The sequence below is a fragment of the Coprococcus sp. AM14-16 genome (assembly GCF_003434675.1).
Classification (GTDB): Bacteria; Bacillota; Clostridia; order Lachnospirales; family Lachnospiraceae; genus Coprococcus; species Coprococcus aceti.
Genome location: NZ_QTLL01000002.1, coordinates 444,920 through 465,225, shown reverse-complemented (window position 1 = coordinate 465,225; position 20,306 = coordinate 444,920). Strand labels below are relative to the sequence as shown.

Annotated in this window: 16 protein-coding genes; all 16 read right to left on the bottom strand. The window is 43.8% G+C overall.

The features are described from left to right. Positions 1-104 precede the first annotated feature (104 nt). Positions 105-1,055 (bottom strand): glycosyltransferase family 2 protein, encoded by a 951-nt coding sequence (locus DW159_RS08155; protein WP_117549958.1) that lies wholly within the window; start codon positions 1,053-1,055, stop codon positions 105-107. Beyond that, the gene (locus DW159_RS08150; protein ID WP_117549956.1) at positions 1,052-2,752 is read right to left on the bottom strand and encodes a hypothetical protein; all 1,701 of its coding nucleotides are present in this window, start codon (positions 2,750-2,752) and stop codon (positions 1,052-1,054) included. Before DW159_RS08150 ends, DW159_RS08155 begins: the two co-directional genes overlap by 4 nt. Before the next feature lie 154 nt (positions 2,753-2,906). Beyond that, complete coding sequence (locus DW159_RS08145; RefSeq protein WP_117549954.1) at positions 2,907-4,658, bottom strand: phospho-sugar mutase; 1,752 nt, start codon at positions 4,656-4,658, stop codon at positions 2,907-2,909. A gap of 153 nt (positions 4,659-4,811) precedes the next feature. Further along, a complete protein-coding gene (locus DW159_RS08140) occupies positions 4,812-5,804 on the bottom strand; it encodes a hypothetical protein (RefSeq protein WP_242992643.1) in 993 nt (330 codons plus the stop codon). A 177-nt stretch (positions 5,805-5,981) separates the two neighbouring features. Beyond that, positions 5,982-7,313 (bottom strand): CCA tRNA nucleotidyltransferase, encoded by a 1,332-nt coding sequence (locus DW159_RS08135; RefSeq protein WP_117549950.1) that lies wholly within the window; start codon positions 7,311-7,313, stop codon positions 5,982-5,984. 91 nt (positions 7,314-7,404) lie between these two features. Further along, on the bottom strand, positions 7,405-8,838 hold the full coding sequence (gene proS / locus DW159_RS08130; protein ID WP_117549948.1) for a proline--tRNA ligase: 1,434 nt from the start codon (positions 8,836-8,838) through the stop codon (positions 7,405-7,407). 143 nt (positions 8,839-8,981) lie between these two features. After that, positions 8,982-9,683, bottom strand: coding sequence for an RluA family pseudouridine synthase (locus DW159_RS08125; RefSeq protein ID WP_022217372.1), 702 nt, complete (start codon positions 9,681-9,683; stop codon positions 8,982-8,984). A 211-nt stretch (positions 9,684-9,894) separates the two neighbouring features. Further along, a complete protein-coding gene (locus DW159_RS08120; protein WP_022217373.1) occupies positions 9,895-10,584 on the bottom strand; it encodes a response regulator transcription factor in 690 nt (229 codons plus the stop codon). Further along, entirely contained in the window at positions 10,577-12,277 is a 1,701-nt protein-coding gene (locus DW159_RS08115) for a sensor histidine kinase (protein ID WP_117549946.1), read from the bottom strand. Before DW159_RS08115 ends, DW159_RS08120 begins: the two co-directional genes overlap by 8 nt. Positions 12,278-12,344: 67 nt before the next feature. Continuing rightward, positions 12,345-13,004 (bottom strand): helix-turn-helix domain-containing protein, encoded by a 660-nt coding sequence (locus DW159_RS08110; RefSeq protein WP_117549944.1) that lies wholly within the window; start codon positions 13,002-13,004, stop codon positions 12,345-12,347. Positions 13,005-13,240: 236 nt separating this feature from the next. Next, positions 13,241-14,116 (bottom strand): hypothetical protein, encoded by an 876-nt coding sequence (locus DW159_RS08105; protein WP_117549942.1) that lies wholly within the window; start codon positions 14,114-14,116, stop codon positions 13,241-13,243. A 30-nt stretch (positions 14,117-14,146) separates the two neighbouring features. Then, positions 14,147-15,568, bottom strand: a complete 1,422-nt coding sequence (locus tag DW159_RS08100) for a L,D-transpeptidase family protein (protein ID WP_117549940.1) — start codon at positions 15,566-15,568, stop codon at positions 14,147-14,149. Between the two features lie 30 nt (positions 15,569-15,598). After that, entirely contained in the window at positions 15,599-16,795 is a 1,197-nt protein-coding gene (locus tag DW159_RS08095; RefSeq protein WP_015534440.1) for an FtsW/RodA/SpoVE family cell cycle protein, read from the bottom strand. Positions 16,796-16,809: 14 nt separating this feature from the next. Then, complete coding sequence (locus DW159_RS08090) at positions 16,810-18,201, bottom strand: hypothetical protein (protein ID WP_242992642.1); 1,392 nt, start codon at positions 18,199-18,201, stop codon at positions 16,810-16,812. Continuing rightward, positions 18,182-18,505 (bottom strand): hypothetical protein, encoded by a 324-nt coding sequence (locus DW159_RS08085; RefSeq protein ID WP_070098442.1) that lies wholly within the window; start codon positions 18,503-18,505, stop codon positions 18,182-18,184. The genes DW159_RS08090 and DW159_RS08085 overlap by 20 nt, the downstream gene beginning before the upstream one ends. An 18-nt stretch (positions 18,506-18,523) precedes the next feature. Next, entirely contained in the window at positions 18,524-20,215 is a 1,692-nt protein-coding gene (locus tag DW159_RS08080) for a tetratricopeptide repeat protein (protein WP_055272027.1), read from the bottom strand. Positions 20,216-20,306 lie beyond the last annotated feature (91 nt).

The following is a 20,306-nucleotide window of genomic DNA, read 5'->3' as shown; positions in this document are numbered from 1 at the left end:
AACTATATGTACCTGTAACGGATGTAAATATTACATAAAACGTCTTATCATCCAAATAAAGCTGTATCATAACCATTCCATCACAATACAGCTTCATAATGTTATCAATTTATCTTATTCACGTCGTCTTTATTGGTGTCGGAAATTATATAATGTGGTCTGCTCTTGGTCTCCATATATGTCTTGGCGATATATTTACCCATTATTCCTATGCACAGGAACTGGAGTCCTGATATAAACAGTATGATGCACACAAGTGACGGCCATCCCGCAACAGGGTCTCCCCACACCAGCTTTCTTATGAAGAAGAACAGCATCATGACAAATGCGACAAATGTACAAAATATTCCAAATCCTGAAGCTATACTCATCGGCGCCTCGGAGAAGTTGATTATTCCGTCCAGTGCGTATTTGAAAAGCTTCCAGAAGTTCCACTTCGTCTCGCCCGCAACTCTCTCCACATTCTCGTATTCCAGCCATTTTGTCCTGAACCCGATCCAGCCAAATATTCCCTTGGAGAATCTGTTGTACTCGCACATCGACACGATGGCATCCTTCATCTCTGCCTTCATAAGCCTGAAATCCCTGGCGCCATCCACGACATCGGCGTCGGATATCTTGTTGATGATCTTGTAGAACATCCGCGCAAACCATGATCTTATCGGCGGCTCGCCCTTTCTGGTGACTCTTCTGGTCGCCACACTGTCATATTCTCCCTGCTCAAGTATACCGAGCATCTCCGGGAGCAGACTTGGCGGATCCTGCATGTCGGCATCCATCACCGCCACGTAATCCCCATCTGCATTGCAGAAGCCCGCATACATTGCAGCCTCCTTACCAAAGTTTCTGGAAAATGACAAATACTTGAAATAATCGTATTCCTCTGAGATCTTTTTCATGGTCTCAAGAGTCTTATCCGACGAACCATCATTAACCATAAGAACCTCAAAATCATACTGCCTGAGTTCCTGTCTCACCTTGTCCAGCTCCCCTGCAAATATCGGAAGAGCCTGCTCTTCGTTATAGCATGGAATTATCAAGCTAACTTTTTTCATTTTGTTTCACCTGCTTTAAATTTATAAATTCGTATTCCTGAAAATCTGTATTCTATAGATTTCTTTGTATACTTTGTTATCTCTGCTATTTTCTCAGTCATCTTGTGTATCTTTTTCTTTTCAAATTTTGGATCATTGATGACCGCCACATATATCTCATCGCCACAGTCCTCCACCAGGTCTGCGATGCTGTCTATATCATCCTCATACACATACCTGCATCTTCCCATCTGGGAAAATACGTTCATTCCCGCGTACACGTTGTTCCATTTGCCATCTCCGTGACACAGTATGATACAGTCCTGTCCCTTCATCTCCTCCATGGCTGTGCTCCAGTCGCTGTAGCCCATGTACTGCCAGTCTATACCCTTTACAGCTATACTGCCTGCACATAATACCAGGCATATGACAGCGGTTACAACTGCACATCTCTTCCTGGTTATTACTGGAACCAGCTTCATCATACACCATATCATAAACACAGCCACTATAGGAAGTGCCGAGTAGATATATCTTGCATTTACAAGCTCGGACCCCTGTATTCCCACAAATGCAAGAACGGCGTCAGCCACGATAACTCCCGCCAATAACAGTGAGCGTGACTCTATCCTTCCTGTTCTGTCCGCATCTATATCTCTCCTGTGTATACATACTCTGTAGGATAATCCATCATTTTCCCTGACCAAGGATATCTTTATATCCACAAATGAAAGCACTATCCTTGCCACGATGAGCACCAGTGCCACAAGTACGATCAGCGGAAGCAGTCCTGCAAAATACGACCTGTTTATATAACTGATATAATATAAGAATTTGTGACCGGAAAGTCCTATCAGATTATCGGTAGCATAGCTTCCCCTGTAACCAAATATGTGCTTTATCGTTGCGGGAAATACCGCTATTGCCGCACCAAGTCCAGCAACAAGACTAAAGCCATACACAAACATCTGCTTTACCTTTCGCATATACAGCAGGTATATACATACACACAATCCAAGTCCGGCAACATAGAAGTAGAAATAATAGTGTGTGAGTCCGCCGAACATGACCGCCAGTGCCAGCAATATAAAATACGGCACGGTCATCTTCTTTTTATGTCTCAGTATATATACATGAACCGCCGTCAGCAGCAATACATTCAAGGTCTGAAGAAGATACATCCGTATGAGCATACAGTTGCTTATGCCCACCGATGATACGCCCCACAGAGCTGCCGCCATCAGTCCATACCATCTGTTTCCAAGCAGATATGCCGCCACATACAACAGAAGAATATCCACAAATATCAGGAGTATGAGGTTGAGCACTATTCCCGGAACTGCACTGTATCCCGCTCCTTTGAAAAAGTAGCACACCGTATGCAGCAGCATATAATATACCGGCGGGTGGACATCATTTTCCTGATTTCTGTATGCCGCACTGTAGTTGAATGAATCATCGTTATAATTCATATAGTTTTCAAAATATGACCCCGTCACCCACTCATCAAGTGGCGTGTTGTCCTCTCCCGGATGGAGAAAAGTCTTGTCCGTGGAGTTTGCAAGGCCATAGCTGTACACCTCATCACAAAACAGATACTGTCTCTTAAGCCCGTAGTGGATGCACAGTCCATACTGCAGTAACACCAGCACTATGCATGCGATCCAGAAATACCGATTTGTCCTGATTTCTTTATTTTTCTTTACACTCTCTGTCATAATCTATTCTCCCACTGTCTTTGCCCATATAATAAGAGCAGTTTACCTCCTTTGTATACTTAATTTATTTTAAAATAAAAAACGGACTGCTACATTGTGACCGTATATTATACGTCACTGTAACAATCCGTTTGTTTATGATTATTTTTCTTTATTACTTTTCAAGTATATCATAGATAAGATCCATGACCTTGTCACCAAATGCTGCTGACTCCTTCTGTGCCTCATCGTATGATGAACCCTTTACTCCGTAGTAGAACTTGATCTTTGGCTCAGTTCCTGAAGGTCTTACTGCAAGCCATGCATCGTTCTCAAGCTCATAGTAGAGTACATTTGCATTAGGGAAACCGGTAGGCTTAACCTCGCCTGTCTCGATGTTTCTTATATACTCAAGACGATAGTCACGAACTACCTTTGTCTTGTAGCCTGCAACATCCTCAGGTACATTTGCACGGAGGATATTCATGATGTGTCCGATCTTCTTAGATCCCTCAACACCCTTGAGTGTTACGGTCTTGATGTCATCTACATAATATCCGTACTTCTCGTACATATCCATCATTGCATCCCAAAGAGTCTTGCCCTGACCCTTGTAGTAAGCTGCTGCCTCGCAGAGAGCCATAGTTGCAACAACGGCATCCTTGTCTCTTGCGTGGGTTCCGATCAGGCATCCGTAGCTCTCCTCGAATCCGAAGAGGTATGTTCCCTTGCCTGTCTGCTCAAATCTGAGGATCTCACGGCCAATGTTCTTGAAACCTGTGAAACACTCGATGAGATCTGTTCCATAATACTTTGCTATAGCATCTACCATGTTGGTAGTAACGATAGTCTTGATGATTGCTCCGTCTGCTGGAAGGCTGCCATTCTTCTCCTTCATCTGGCTCACCTCATACTCGCAGAGTAAGCTTCCTGACATGTTACCTGTGAATACCTTGTACTCACCTGTCTTGGAATCCTTGGCGTAGCATCCGAGTCTGTCGGCATCAGGGTCTGTTGCCAGAACGAGATCTGCATCGACCTCCTTTGCCAGCTTGAGTGCCAGTGCAAATGCTTCCTTTGCCTCTGGGTTTGGATACTCAACTGTTGGGAAATCTCCATCCGGAAGCTCCTGCTCAGGAACCACGTACACATTCTCAAATCCGATCTCCTTGAGAATCCTTCTTACAGGGATGTTGCCTGTTCCGTGAAGTGGTGTGTACACGATCTTGATATCCTTGCCATACTTGTCAATTGCATCCTGATTGAGGATGAGCTTCTTGAGCTCGCCCATGTATGCGTCATCAACCTCTGAACCGATAGTTACAAGAAGCCCCTTCTTCTTTGCCTCTACCATGTCCATGGTCTTTGTATCTGCGAAATCTGTGATGGCCTTTACCTCGGCCATGATTCCCTGGTCATGAGGTGGTGTGATCTGTGCGCCATCCTCCCAGTATACCTTATATCCATTGTACTCTGGTGGGTTGTGTGATGCTGTTACATTGATACCAGCTACACAGTCCAGATATCTCACTGCAAATGAAAGCTCAGGTGTCGGTCTGAGTGACTCGAATCTGTAAGCCTTTATGCCATTTGCTGCCAGGCAGAGAGCTGCCTCCATAGAGAACTCAGGTGACATTCTTCTTGAATCATAAGCTATTGCCACACCTTTGTCCTGCTTGCCCGCCTTGATGATGTAGTTTGCAAGTCCCTGTGTAGCCTTGCGCACTACATATATGTTCATTCTGTTAGTACCAGCTCCGATGATGCCTCGAAGTCCGGCTGTTCCAAATACAAGATCACAATAGAATCTTTCTTCTATCTCTTTCTCGTCGTCCTTGATCGCTAAGAGCTCATCCTTGGTTTCCTGACCAAACAAAGGATTGTTCACCCACTGCTCATACACGTCCTTGTAATTATAATCGCTCATCATTTTGCCTCCTGTGAAATCTATTGCTTTATGTTACCCATAGAGCATCCTACAAATGGAAAACACACACACGAAAAAACCATCTGTAAAATACATCACAATTCAGTATCACGTGTCTAACTCAATTATTATCCACGCCCCAACATTATACTCTTAATTTGTCAGCTTGTGAAGTCCATAGGTATCGTTAATTTCACTCAAAATTTTGAGCTTTTCTTGGTCATCTTCGATAACTTTTTGGAGTTTTTCCATCAAAACCGGGGATATGTAGCTCTTTCTGGTGTTCATATACCGGTTACTTATCTTCCAGAACTTCTCCGGGAAACTGTACATAAGATATATGAATTCATAATCCTCATGTTCAAGATAATTGATCTGACTGTACGCACTCAGAATGTCCTTCGCCATGGTGATATCATACCTGTTCTTCTCCATGGCTTTGCGGAGAAACTGGTACAGATCCATGAGCTGGTATCCCACATGGAACCGGTCAAAATTTATGGTTGCTATGTATCCATCACAGAACATCACGCTGTGATAATTATACGAGCCGTGACAATAGCCAAGCCATTTGTCGTTGTATGTGAAATTATCCTGAAACAGCGACAGGCACTTCTCTGCCTGGCTGTAAAAATAATCAAATGTCTTTATGTACATCATCTCAAAGTCATTCTTCAGGGTTCTCCTGCTGACAAAATTTCTTATCCTGCGAAGCTCATTTACCTTTCTATCCAGATTTCCCGGAGTTTTTTTTGTGTATGACGTATTCTCCTCCATGTACAGTTCCCTTCCGGCTCTGTGAAACCACGCCAGATTTATAACTGCTTTCTCAAGATCCCTTATGCTTGATGCATTACACTCCCGCCCTTGGAAATATTCCCTGCACACAAATGGATTTCCATACCTGTCGCAGGTCACCAGCTCGTCTTCTCTGTTGGCCACGACCCGGTCTATATTACAGAAGCCCTTTTCATATATCTTATCCTTGAATTCCTTCTCCTGCTGAAGCCTCTCGTCAGTTCCATTCAGGGATGACACCTGTCTGACCCCCTTGTCCGTCATCAGGATCACAGCACCTCTTCCTCTGCCCGTTCCCTGTACTTCCATATCGTATGCTTCATACACTTCACCCATTTTTTCAGCCAAATAAAAACCCCCTCCTACAACTGTCGCTCACTTTATAGCAATAATAACCTGCTAAATTATTGTATGAGGGGCTGTTAAGATTCATTCTTAAGTTATTATATTTTACCGGATTTTTTTACGACTGTTATCGCATCATCCAATAATTCTTTTTTATATGATATGGGAAATACATACTCCTTACATCATTTTGACCTGTTCAATAAGATATTCCCTGTCGTTCTTCTCCGGGTCTTCTATAACCATATCCAGCAGTTTCTGAAGTATCTCGCCCATCTGAGGTCCCGGCTTTATTCCCATCTTTATGAGGTCTCCGCCATTTACCTTGAGGTCCTTGATCCTGACGCAGTCAGCATCTGCCACGATCTCTTCATATTTCTTCTCAAGCTCCGCAAGCTGGCTCTGTCTCTCCTCCAGCTTGTAATCGCTCTGGGCAGCCATATCGGCTTTCTTGATCTCGATTATATATGGGAAGAAATCCTTTCCAACCTCTCCGAGAAGCTTCCTGATGGTATTCTTCTTCGGAACGCAGCCCATGCCAAAGTCATGCCATCTCACCAGCTTGCACACGTCCTTGATGGTATTGTTGTCAAACTTCAGTCTTCTGAGAACCGCCTCCGCCAGTGGAACTCCCGCGATCTGGTGGTCGTAAAAGTGATCTGTTCCATTCTCGTCCACAGTGTGTGTGGATGGCTTGCCTATATCGTGGAGAAGTGCCGCCCATCTCATGGTTACATCAGCTCTTATATTCTTAACCGCCTCAATGGAGTGTACACCCACATTGTATCTGTGATACTGGTTGTTCTGTGGCTGCTCCATCATCTTGTCAAATTCAGGAAGGATATATGCAGTGATCCCTGTAACATAGGCCTCGAGCAGCTTGTCCGGGTGATCTGATACAAGGAGCTTTGTGAGCTCCACCCTGATCCTCTCCGCACTTATATCCTTGAGGTACTGTGCCTGGATGATCATGGCCTTTCGGGTATCCCTCTCTATGTCAAATCCAAGCTGTCCCGCAAATCTTATGGCTCTGAGTATCCTAAGTGCATCCTCATCGAATCTGTCCCTTGCCACACCGACAGCCCTTATAACCTTGTCATTCAGATCCTGCACACCGCCAAACATATCTATTATGCCCTTGCTGTGGCTGTACGCCATGGCATTTATGGTGAAGTCTCTTCTCTTCAGATCCTCCTCAAGGCTGGCTGTGAACTCCACCTGATCCGGTCTCCTGTGATCACTGTACTCTCCATCTATCCTGTACGTCGTGACCTCATAGCCTTCCTTGCCCATCATGACTGTTACGGTTCCATGCTCTATTCCTGTATCTACGGTTCGCCTGAATATCTCCTTGACCTGCTCAGGTCTGGCAGATGTGGTGATATCCCAGTCCCCCGGCTCTCTTCCGAGTATGCTGTCTCTCACGCAGCCGCCGACTATATAGGCCTCATAGCCTGCTGCCTCAAGACCCTCTATAACTTTATTTGCTCCCTCTGGAATGTCTATTCTCATATATCTTCTCTCCGCATCTTTATATCTGTAAAATAATAACTTCTCCAGCAAAATGCTGAAGAAGTTATTATACATGATTATTATCTATATTTTAGTATGCTCTTCCGAAGTATACCATCTTCTTGGCCGGCTTGCCGCAGTGTACACATACATCTGAAAGATGCTCCTGTGCAAATGGCATACATCTTGTGGATGCTCCTGTCTCATCCTTGATAGCCTCCTCACAAGCTGTCTCGCCGCACCACATAGCCTTTACAAAGCCCTGCTCGTTGTCGATGATATTCTTGAACTCATCCCAGTTAAGAGCTGCATGTGTATGTGAATCTCTGTGAGCCTTTGCTCTCTCGAACATATCCTTCTGGATAGTCCCAAGAAGCTCTCCAACCTTTGTATCTATCTCATCAAGTGATACTGTGATCTTCTCTCTTGTGTCACGGCGTACCAGAACTGCCTGATTGGCCTCGATATCCTTTGGTCCGATCTCAACTCTGATAGGAATACCTCTCATCTCCTGCTCTGAGAACTTCCAGCCTGGGCTCTTGTCGCTGTCATCGACCTTTACTCTGAATGCTCCAAGCTTCTCACGGAGCTCTGCTGCCTTCTCAAGCACTCCTGCTTTCTTCTGCATGATAGGAATGATCATGACCTGAGTTGGAGCAACCTTTGGAGGAAGTACAAGACCTGAATTGTCTCCGTGAACCATGATGATGGCTCCGATAAGTCTTGTTGTCATACCCCATGATGTCTGATGAACATACTTGAGCTTGTTGTCCTTGTCTGTAAACTGTATTCCAAATGCCTTGGCAAATCCGTCTCCGAAGTTATGGCTTGTTCCTGACTGGAGCGCCTTGCCATCGTGCATAAGTGCCTCTATTGTGTATGTTGCCTCTGCTCCTGCGAACTTCTCCTTCTCTGTCTTCTGTCCACGGATAACAGGCATAGCCAGTACATCCTCACAGAAGTCTGCATACAGATTCAGCATCTGTATTGTTCTTGCCTCAGCCTCCTCGGCTGTTGCATGTGCAGTGTGTCCCTCCTGCCACAGGAACTCTCTTGAACGAAGGAATGGTCTTGTCTCCTTCTCCCAACGCATAACTGAACACCACTGATTATATACCCTTGGCAGATCACGATATGACTGGATATCATTCTTGTAGAAATCACAGAACAGAGTCTCTGATGTAGGTCTTACACACATACGCTCTGTGAGTGGATTGAGTCCGCCATAAGTAACCCATGCTACCTCAGGTGCAAATCCCTCAACGTGATCCTTCTCCTTCTCAAGAAGGCTCTCTGGAATAAGCATAGGCATGTACACATTCTCCACACCTGTAGCCTTGAATCTCTCATCAAGCTGCTTCTGTATAAGCTCCCAGATTGCATATCCTGCGGGCTTGATAGCCATACATCCCTTCACGTTGGTATATGCGATAAGTCCTGCCTTGAGGACAACGTCAGTATACCACTGTGCAAAATCTTCATCCATGGAAGTAATAGCTTCAACCATCTTCTTATCGTTTGCCATCTTATTTATCTCCTTAATTCTAAAACATTCTATATCTGCTGCATAGCTGAACTACCTAATGCATACACTCTTTAATCTACAAAATTTCAGGACGTATGTCAACACGAAACATGCCAACATCCGCCCTGTAAATACCATTTTAACTAAAACTCATCCAGATCCAGAATGGCAAATGCTCCGCCCTCCGGCTCATGCTTGAACACCATGTGTTCCCCTGTTGTCGGATGGTCAAATTCCAATCTGGACGCGTGAAGTCCTATTTCTTTATATTTCTTCTTCGTCTTCTGGAACTTAGGGTTGTACTTCGTGTCACCCCATATTCCGCACTTTCTCTTCGCAAACTGAGCCCTGATCTGATGATGTCTTCCAGTTATGAGTTCAACAAGTATATATGACAGAACTCCCTCGTCCGTATCCATGACATCCAGCACCTCATATTCCAACTCGGAATACTTTGCTCCAGGTGTGTCCTTGTCCACGACCTTTGTCACATTGTCCTTAGTATCGTGAAGAAGATAATCCTTCAAAACTCCCTGGTCATTTGGAAGCTCACCAGTGAGGATCGCCTGATAATACTTCATCATAGAACCATCCTCGCTCTGCTTTGAGAGATTTGCAGCCGCCTCAGGAGTCTTGGCAAATACCATAACTCCGCCTACAGGCCTGTCCAGTCTGTGTATAGGCACAAGATATGGCTCCTCTTTTCTGTTCTCCTTCTCGTATATCCTGAGCTTGAGCATACTCACCATGCTCTCTGAATTGGTCTTGTCCGGCTGAGTTGGCACACCACATGGCTTTACAGCCACGATTATATCATTATCCTCATGTAAAATGTTTAATTTCATTTGTTTTCTCCTCATTCGCCATCTGGGGCTTATTATAATTGTGATAAGAAAGCCTTACGATTACTTCGCCACTTCGTGGCTCTCGTAATCGCACATTCATTCGCATTCCTGCCTATCGGCATACATGCTCATGAATATCTGCCCATCCGATGAACATGCAGCGTTTCATGCAAGCATGAACGCTGCATGTTCGCCGTCTGGGGCTTTCTTATCACATCCTAAACCTATAGCCCACGCCCCACACAGTCTCTATGTACTGTGGATTCGATGTGTCAAATTCAATCTTCTCTCTGATCTTCTTGATATGAACAGTAACCGTGGCTATATCTCCTATGCTGTCCATATTCCATATCTTGCTGAACAGCTCATCCTTGGAAAATACCTTGTTTGGGTTGCTGGCAAGGAAGCACAGTATATCGAACTCCTTATTCGTAAATACCTTCTCCTCGTTATCAACATACACTCTTCTGTCCGTCTTGTCTATCTTAAGACCTCTGATCTCGATGACGTCATTCTTGAGTGCCGTTGAACCAACAAGTCTCTCGTATCTGGATATGTGCGCCTTGACTCTTGCCACCAGCTCACTTGGACTGAATGGCTTTGTGACATAGTCGTCAACTCCCAGACCAAGACCTCTGATCTTGTCTATATCATTCTTCTTGGCTGTTACCATGATGATCGGAATATCCTTCTTCTCCCTTATCTGTCGGCATATCTCAAATCCATCCACCTCAGGGAGCATGAGATCCAGAAGGATAAGACTGTATTCCTCATCCAATGCCTTCTCAAGACCCTTAAGTCCATTTGTCTCTATCTCTACCTCGAAATCATTGAGCTCCAGATAATCTCTCTCAAGCTCTGCAATACTAAGCTCATCTTCTATGATCAATATCTTACTCATCTGTATCTCTCCTTTTCTTTAGTGAATTTATGATCTGCAATGATCCTTTTCTCTGACCATCCTTTTTCTGATTGTCTTTTCTCTGATCATCTTTTTTCTGTGTATCCTTTTTTACATTTGCCTGCTGTTCACCGCTGGCGTCAGAAGTATCACCCTCGATCTCCTCAACCTTTGGAATATACTTCTTCAGGGTAAATACTATCGTTGTTCCGACACCAAGCTGGCTTGTGGCATATATGTTGCCGCCGTGCTCCTCAACGATCTTCTTGCATATAGCAAGTCCAAGACCACTTCCGCCTCTTGACTGTCTTGCGCTGTCAGCTCTGTACATTCTGTCAAATATATGAGGCAGACTCTCTGAATCTATTCCACGGCCATTGTCGCTTATGGATACCTTAACCTCCGCGTCATTGTCATATATGTTGATATCTATCTGTCCATATTCCTTATCGGTATACTTGATAGCATTTGTAATTATGTTGTTGATGACCCTCTTGAGCTGGTCAGGATCAACTATGACCTTCACATCGTCATCACAATAGTTCTTGTATGTGAGCGTCATGTTCTTGGAAAGGAGCGTCGTATATACCTCCTCCATACAGTCATCAAAATAATCCTTCACCGATACCCTGTGGAACTCATATGGTATGGCGTTGTTGTTGATATTCGTATACAGTGAAAGCTCATTGATGAGGCTGTCCATCTCATTTGCCTTGCTGTATATCATCTTCAGATATCTCTCCTGCTTCTCAGGGGTATCTGCAACTCCATCCATGATTCCCTCCACATAACCCTTGATGGTCGTGATAGGAGTACGGAGATCGTGTGATATATTGCTTATGAGCTGCCTGTTCTCTTCCTCATATCTCATCTTCGCCTTGGTAAAGTCTGACAGTTTCTGTCTCATATCCTCAAATGACTCACAGAGCTCACCAACCTCATCGACTCTGTTATCGCCAAAGTCTATCTTCTCGTCAAGGTTGCCTGAGCCCATACGCTCTGCTGCCTCCTTGAGCTTGACAAGAGGATTCACAAACTGCTGGTATACAAGGAATGCCACGACACCGCTCAGGAGCATCATCATTAGAACCATCAGTATGGAATAACCCATGATGGTTCCCCTGAACTTCGCCATATAATTACCATAGTATGTGAGCATGTAAATATCTACCTGACTTCCATCCAGCACATATGATACCTGGTTGCACAGATAGAATGACGGCTGGGTTATGAGATATTCCTGAACCTTTATATCACTGTTATTTCCGGTATCAATCGAATCACCATCTATCGCATTGATATTCGAACTGTTATCATTTCTCTTTAACTGCTCCTTCAGGCTCTCAGAAAAAGGATCAACGGAACTATATATGTACTCTCCATCCTTCTTCACTGCTATATGAGTATTTAATACCGAGCTCTTTTCATCCAGTGCATCTGCATTATCCTGGGTTGTATAGTATGAAGGATTCTTCTTCACCTTGCTTATAACTTCCTCACGCAATGTGGACAGAGATTTGTACACATCATTGACCGGATCGTCCTCCGAATATAAAAGCTGCAGTGAGTGATTTCGGCCATAAGTTCCAGTGATAAAATATCGCCCTATGATAGCCGTACCTATAACCATGGACAATATCGCTGCTATCCATATAAAAATTATCGCTATCTTAACTTTCTTAGTAATCTTCATTCGTGTTAACTCCCATCTTACTAGCGCTAATTATAGCATTAATCCCTATTGTTAGTGTGTGAAGTTTTTATAAACTCTCTCTCTGTTTTCTTCTGAAAATGCCCTTTTTCTTCCTCTTTATCTCCGTTGCCGCAACCTCCTGTCTGGTCTGCTGAAGTTCTCTTATGGTGGCGTCAAGCTTTCTGTATCTCGCTTCCTCCTGATCCTCCTTCTCCTTCATCAGCACATCCATCTGTTTTACCACGTCATCGGACACCGCAGCGGACACTGACTGTGTTATCACCTTAAGGTTGTCCTTTATGGAGTTGCTGATTATCTTGTCCATGATATTCTGGAATTGTGCCATCTTGAAATCAACTATTCTTGAATCATCCCCCACATCGCTGCTCACCCTTATGGTTTCTATGGTCTTCTTCTCTGTATTTTCACTCTCTGCGATAAGCTCCGTCACCGCATCATCCGCATTTTTTTCCTCTGTGCTCTCTCCCTCGTCAAGAAGTTCATACATTCTGTGAACCATATCCTTTATCGCCTTGAGCTGTATCCCCTTATCCTTCAAAGTCTTAACCCTCTGAAGTATCTTTACATCCTTCTCACTGTAGCACCTGTGACCCATGTCATTTCTCTTGATATCGATCTCAAGCTCTTCCTCCCAATACCTAAGCACATGTGACTCAACCTCAACCTTGGCTGCTGCCTCACTTATACTGTAAACTCTCTCTGTCATCGTGTATATCTCCTCCTTGTCTCAGATCAGGTCCTGTCTTAAGTTATTTCCTGTCCTGATACAATTCTAAGGACTTTAATACACAGTCTCAACGCGAATCGTCCTCTAAATTTTCCCACTATACTCCCATACTTATCACATTCTGAACTTATTCGTGGCAAATAGAACTTTTTCAGTATTTTAAACAGAAAAATCCCCTGCACATATCAGTTGCCCTTATGTGCAGGGGGTAAATATCAGTTATTTATTTTTGTGATGACAAACTGTCCGTCATCGTTCAATATAAAATGTACATTTTTATAATTTGTTCCGATTACATATTCGGAACCGTCGTTAGTTTTTCTCAGATTATCCAGCGCATTCTCATCGTTCAGAGCCTTCATGAGTATATCTGTGAACAGGTCTTTTTTGCTTATATTCAACAGCTCATTTTCATTTGCTATGGACTGTCCACCACTTGTCTCCTGAGGATATAAAACCATATCCTTCATGGTCTCAAGATCTTCATCATTGAACACCTTCACGATCTTCTCAGCAAATGCTCTGCTGTCCGTCTCTATCTGCTGCTGGACATCAGCCCTGTCCGTATATCTGTTCTCAAATACTATATGTGACAGCACTTCATTGAGTACCTCATCACTGGCTGTGACGTATATATATAGCGAATAGTTAATTGTTCCATCGCTCCAGAAAGCTATACGTCCGGGAGTCAGAGTGTAATAAGTAGCACTGTATCCCTGGATGTTGCCGGTTATCATGTCACCATTGCTGGTGTTCTCAACGCCCGCCAGATCGTACATCTCGTATTTGCAGGAGCCTCTGAGTTCAACCTTCACTCCGCTGTACCTGAAACTCACGATACCTATGTCACCGGATATCTTGTACTTCACATCCGTTATCTCGGAACTGTTCTTATCCACATCGAGATACACTCCTATCTGAGTCATATTCTCCGCGGATTCAACATCACCGCTCTTTATCTGGATACCGGTACTCTCCTCCTGACCGTCATCCACCTTCCCGCATCCCATGCAGATACCTGCAAAACAGATGACCGCAATCATAAATAATATATATTTTCTGCCCATGTCCATCCACGACGCTTTTTTCATATATCTATTCTCTCCACATTGAACACGATATTACCACGCTATTTCCTTATGACATCCGTTCTCTCTACACTTGTATGCCATGGTTGGATCTGTAGGATCCCATGTATGGCTGTAATCAAGCTGAACTGATGTAGGCTTAGGGAACGGGCCGCTCTTATTGCTCTCGAATATAGTTACCTTTGTTCCAAGATCGCAGTTGTCATATATCCACTTTGCATCTCCTGCCTTAAGTCTTATACATCCGTGTGAGCATGTCGTTCCGAGCATGTTATAAGCGCTGACTGATAATGTGGTAGGATCCTCCTCTCCGTAATACACAGAGTGGAACAGTATATCACCTGTTATAAGTGTATCCCACTGTCCATAACATGGTCCCATCAGTGTCCACCATCTTCCCTTTGCAGGTGTATAGAATGTTCCAAGAGGTGTTGTGTCACCGCCTGAACATACAAATGCCTTTACCGGAATGATATATCCCTTGTTGCCATCCTTTGCATATACAGTCACAACATTTGTGGTCTTGTTGACCTTTATCTCATAGGAATCCTGTTTTCCGAGGATCTTATCAACATCTGTGAGTCTCTTGCCACCTCTGTTGAAATAGAACTTATATCCATTCGCATATGCCCACTTGCTTCTGTACATGGCACCGCTCTTACTGAAGTAATAGTATGCTCCATCCACATATCTGTATCCGGTGAGTAATGTTCCCTTGACGCTTACGAAGTAACGCTTGCCGTTGTAATATTTCCAGCCTCTGCCCTTCACCAGTGCACCATTCTTGTCGAACAGATACAGCTTGCCATTTACCTTCTTAGGTCCTTTGTATGCAACACCTGAAGCGCTGTAATACTGTCTGTTTCCAAGCTTTGTAGTATACCATCCTGTATATGGCTTTCCATTGGAACCAAATCTGTATGTCACGCCATTTATCTTTCTGACACCCTCCGCAAGATAACCATTACTTGAGAAATTATAGTAATACTTGCTATTCTTTACCTTATGTGCACCCTTATAGGCTTTTCCATCAGAACCAAAGTAATACTTCTTACCCTTTATTTTCTTCCAGGTATTCACCAGTGCCTTGCCATTTGTTCTGAAGTAATAGTAATTATTCTGGATCTTGTTAAGACCTCTCACCATGCGGCCATATCTGTTAAAATAATATTTGTCGCCCTTGTATGTAAGGAACTTGCTCTTTAACGCCTTGCCGTTCTCATCGTAATAATATGTCTTACCGTTCTTGGTATACCAGCCCTTCTTATTCTTCACAGTGGCAGTTGCATCCGTCAATGTCGCAACACTCTCTCCGGCATCAGCCTGAGTCTCCGCAGCGTACACCGTGTACTGTCCGCCGACCCTGCTTTCTGACAGATTTGAGATTCCTGTCGCACAAGTTGACAACAATACTGCTGCCATTGTCAAAAACGCAATTTTTCTAAACTTTACCATATACTACCTCTCTTATTCCTCACATGGATTTTATTCATTCAAATGCTTCTGATACACTCTTCTCGTCTGCTGCCTTCTGATTCCTATACACATACCACACTCGACCATGGTCATGAGAAGTGCGGAACCTCCCGAGCTTATGAAAGGAAGAGTAACACCTGTATTCGGAATTACATTTGTCGCAACGCTTACGTTGATCACTATCTGGCATACAAGGTGTACCATCACACCTATGACCATCATGCTTCCAAATACGTTCGATGACTCTTTAACTATAACATACATCTGGTATAACAGATAGCCATACAGAAGAAATAACATGATTGCTCCTGCCACACCAAGTTCCTCGCAGATTATCGCGAAGATCATATCATTCTGGGCCTCCGGTATAGCCGAAAGCTTCTGTGTTCCATTTCCAAGTCCCTTGCCGAAGAAAGATCCGCTTCCTATGGCATACAGCGACTGTATGACCTGATATCCTGCACTCTTCTCATATTTTTCTGTGTACAGCCATCCCAGGATTCGCTTTGCACGGAAGTTGTCATTTGACAGAAGTTCTTCCTCCGTAGGCAGGTAGCTCGTGGCTACCTTCACATAGACCACCGCCACCACCACAGCTATCAGCAATATTCCCAAATGCAGTTTCCAGTTCTTGCTGGCTATAAATGTTGAACAGTAACATATTCCAAGAACGACCAGACACGAACTCAGGTTTGTGGATATGACGAGCAAAAGTCCCGCCTGGAGTCCCACAAGCACCCACAGTATTATGACAGTCTGCCACTTATGCATCTCTCTCCATTTGCTGCTTATAAATGAAGCTATGAATATGATCATGAGAGTCTTCACTATATCAGCGATCTGGATTCTGAATGGTATGTGAGGGATCTGGATCCATCTCGTCGCACCATTTACATTTACTCCCAATGGCGTGAGAAGCAAAAATGTCAGTATCAATGACAGAAAATATGCAGGCCATGTAAGCTTCTTATACAGACCGTATGGGAAAAACGCCAATCCCCATATTGCCAATGCTCCGAAAACGATAAACACCAACTGGCTTCTGAAATTGCTGGCAGCCGTACCGTAACTGGATGCGCTGAATATCATTATCAGTCCAAATGCCAGAAGGAACGTTATAGCAATTATCATCTTATATATGGTTCCCGATGTATATCTGCTTTTTTCTTTGCCCGTGGAGTTATCCACAACTGATGTATCACTCATATACAAATCTCCATCTATCTGTTCATTATCTCTTTTATAAATTTATACGCACTTATCACATCTGTGTCAAATATATCCAGGCTGTCCCTGTATTCCGGTTTGTCTATGGCTCCCGGATCACATCCGATATGCATGCTTCCGTCACTGTCGCCACTCCACGCCAGATCAATGCTCTCTCCCTTTTTATATCCGGTTATATCCGCGTTCTTTCTGAACACGGCATCTCCAACCTGTATACCAAGAACCGCATCACTTCCCGACAATCTGAGTTCCACCGATGCACTTATGCTGACAGGCTTCACGGAATCCATGAGATCGGCTGCCGATATATCCACATCAAACACCACTCCTGTCTCTCCGTCACTGCTCACATCCCTCTTTTTTATCACAAGATGGTTGTCAGAATTGTCAGTAACAGTGAACTCATACGACTGTGCTGTATATTTGTCTCCGTAAAATGTCAGCGACATGCTCATATCCCTGTCGGACACATGATCCGCATACAGCTTGACCAGCTCATTTTTACTGTTCACAGCAAAATAGAGCGTGATATCCCTGCCGTCTAACATTTCATCCACAAATTGCTTTATATCATGTACCAATTCTGCCGTATTGTCAATGGTATCTATCTCCGGTATGTATTTGTCAAGCATGTCATACACTTCCTGAAGATCTATATCATGTGTGCCAAAACAGTCGTCCAGATAACTGTAGAAATCATCCACATTGAAGATGACAGAATAAACCTTGCAGTCCTGGGTTCTGTCTCCCGTGACCACAGTCTGTTTTCCCTCACTCGTACCCTCCATATTGAAGAAATACTTAAGTGTCTTCTGGATAATATCTGTCTGGATATCGTCACCATTGATGTCCGTATAATTATTTGCAGCCATCCTCATACAATTCTCATAAGCAGTGCCAAATGAGTATACTGTGTCGCTGTCTATCCCGAGCAGTGATACCACCTGAGAATTGCTCATGTTCGTGATGAGATTGTCAGCGTACTGTATTCTGATTGCCATATCATCTATATATATGAGAGAAGTCCTCTTATTTGCATAGAGCTTGAATGTCTTGTCATCAACTCCTGCCTCCGCAAGAAAATTGTGATCCGAAGCACTTCTCTTCAGCGATATGTCAACGCTGTGATCAGAATTATCCTCAAATGAAAAGCTCTGACTGCCATTTATCATGTTCATACCCATGTCAAATGTGCCATACTGCTGATTCATCTCCGACTCTCTGGAAGAATTGATGGTATTTACCATGGCCTCCACAAGCTTTATCTGAGGTTTTCTCATAAGATGAAAAAAAATAATTGCAACAACTGCTGCCACCAGAATGATGACAGTCGCTGTTATTCCAATTATTCTTTTAAGTAGTTTATTATTGTTTTTTTTGTGCATATGCATCATGATTTTCATTCAACCAGGCTATGGCCTCACACAATCCTTCCTCGGAAAAATCAAACTGCTTCGATCCCTTCTGTTCATCCGGTGTGACCTCAAAACAGAATGGCTCCGGCCATATAAATGCCGTGAGTACAGTCTTTGTCTCCTTCGGTGCATCTTCCTCTGTCTGATCTTTTTCACCCTCCGGCTCAATCTCCACAACATCCTTCTGTATCATGTAACGGATACCCTTGTCACTGCCCTTAAAAGGCCGCAACTTGTAGAATTCCAGAGCCAGCAATTCAGGTCTGTTTATCACATATATCACCCTGTCTCTTTACTTTATTGTGAACGGATATACCTCTATGATCTTCTTGGTCGTCTCGTTCTGAAGATACAGATATGTTACACCCTTAGGTGCGCTGTCACCTGATATCTTGACCCATGTTGACCAGCCGTCAACCACAGGATCTGAGAATGTTATGACGTCAGACTTGTTTCCATCCGCATACACAACGTATCCCGATATCTTCATAGAGTCATCACCGTCAAATCCAAATGACGTATGAATATATATATCTGATCCATCCTTTGTCTTGATGCTGTTAGATCCCTTATCAAGATCTTTTTCACTGCTGTTTACAAATGATTCTATATTCCACTTCACAAGCTCTGAATACAGCTTCTGAGCCTTCTCGTTGCCGTCGTATCTGAGTTCTCCGAGATACGTCATTGTAGTCTCATTGGCTGCGTTCTTATTTGCATTTGCAAATGCAAGCTTTCCATTTGCTATCTTCTTGGACACATCAGTCTTGACTACCTTCTCATAGTAATCAACTGACTTCTTGTATTCCTTGTCCTTGTATGCCTGGGCTCCAAGTGCCTGATAACACTTGTCTTTCTCAGCTACACAGTCCTTGTAATCCTTGTCAACCTTATCATAGCTCTTGATGGCATTCTCGTAATCCTTGTTCTTGTAATACTGCTCTGCCTTCTTGTATGTACACTCACTGGCCTTGTTCTTGTAGTCATCAAATTCTGACTTCATGTACATATCATACGCATCGTCATATTTGCCGCTGTCGAGCAGCTCTGATGCCTTGTTGTAATAGCACTTTGCAAGAAGAGTCTGGGAATCGCTGTACTCCTCTATGGTTGACAGAATACTGATGGCGTCATCGTACTTCTTGGCTGTTATAAGTGCCTCCGCCTTCTTATATGTACACTCGATAACCTTGTCCGATGCATCCTTGTATGAGCCTGCATTGTTGAATGCATCTATGGCTGCATCGTAGGATGCCGCATTCATCTGATCCATTCCCGCATTGTAATAACACTGATAAGCCTTATCAAATGCGTCATCGCTGCTGAAACTCTCCTCGTCACCGTCAGATGACTTGCTGTAGTTCTCTGCAGCCTTTCTGCTATTGCCTGACTTCTTATAATATTCAGCCGCCTCAAGGTTCTTGCCTTCTTTTTCAAGACCCTCGGCATACTCATAATAAGCGTCTCCGTTTGCCTTTGTATAGGAATCCTTGAATTTTCCAAGATCCTTATACAGTGTCACGGCCTCTTCAACCTTTCCCTGGTCCATGAGGTCGTTGGCCTCGTTATACTTTCTAAACTTTGGAACAAATATAAATGCAAAGACGCCTATAGCGATGACGATAGCCACTGGTATAGCTATGAGTGCGGCCTTTGCACCCTTGCTCATACCCTTCTTCTCGCCCTTTTTCTTTATCATTATATCGGCGCCTTCCTGTGGCATTATCTGAGGTTGTGGCATTCCCATCTGAGGCTGCTGCGGTGGCACAGGATTACCCTGTGGCTGCTGCATCATCTGAGGCATGCCCTGTGTTCCGCCTGTCAGGACAGTTGTGCTGTCATCGTCCTCATCGACGTCCGGCTCACTTGTAAGCACAGTTGTGCTGTCGTCAACTTCCGGCTCTATCAAAGGAAATTCTTTTCCACAGACAGGACACTTTCTTACGTTCTCCCCCAATTCACAACCACAATTATCACAATACATATCTCTTCCTCCATCTTGAACTCCAGCCATGCAAAATTTGCCTTCGGCAAATGGCTGGAGCTACATGTCAAGTTTTCATAGAAAACTTGAC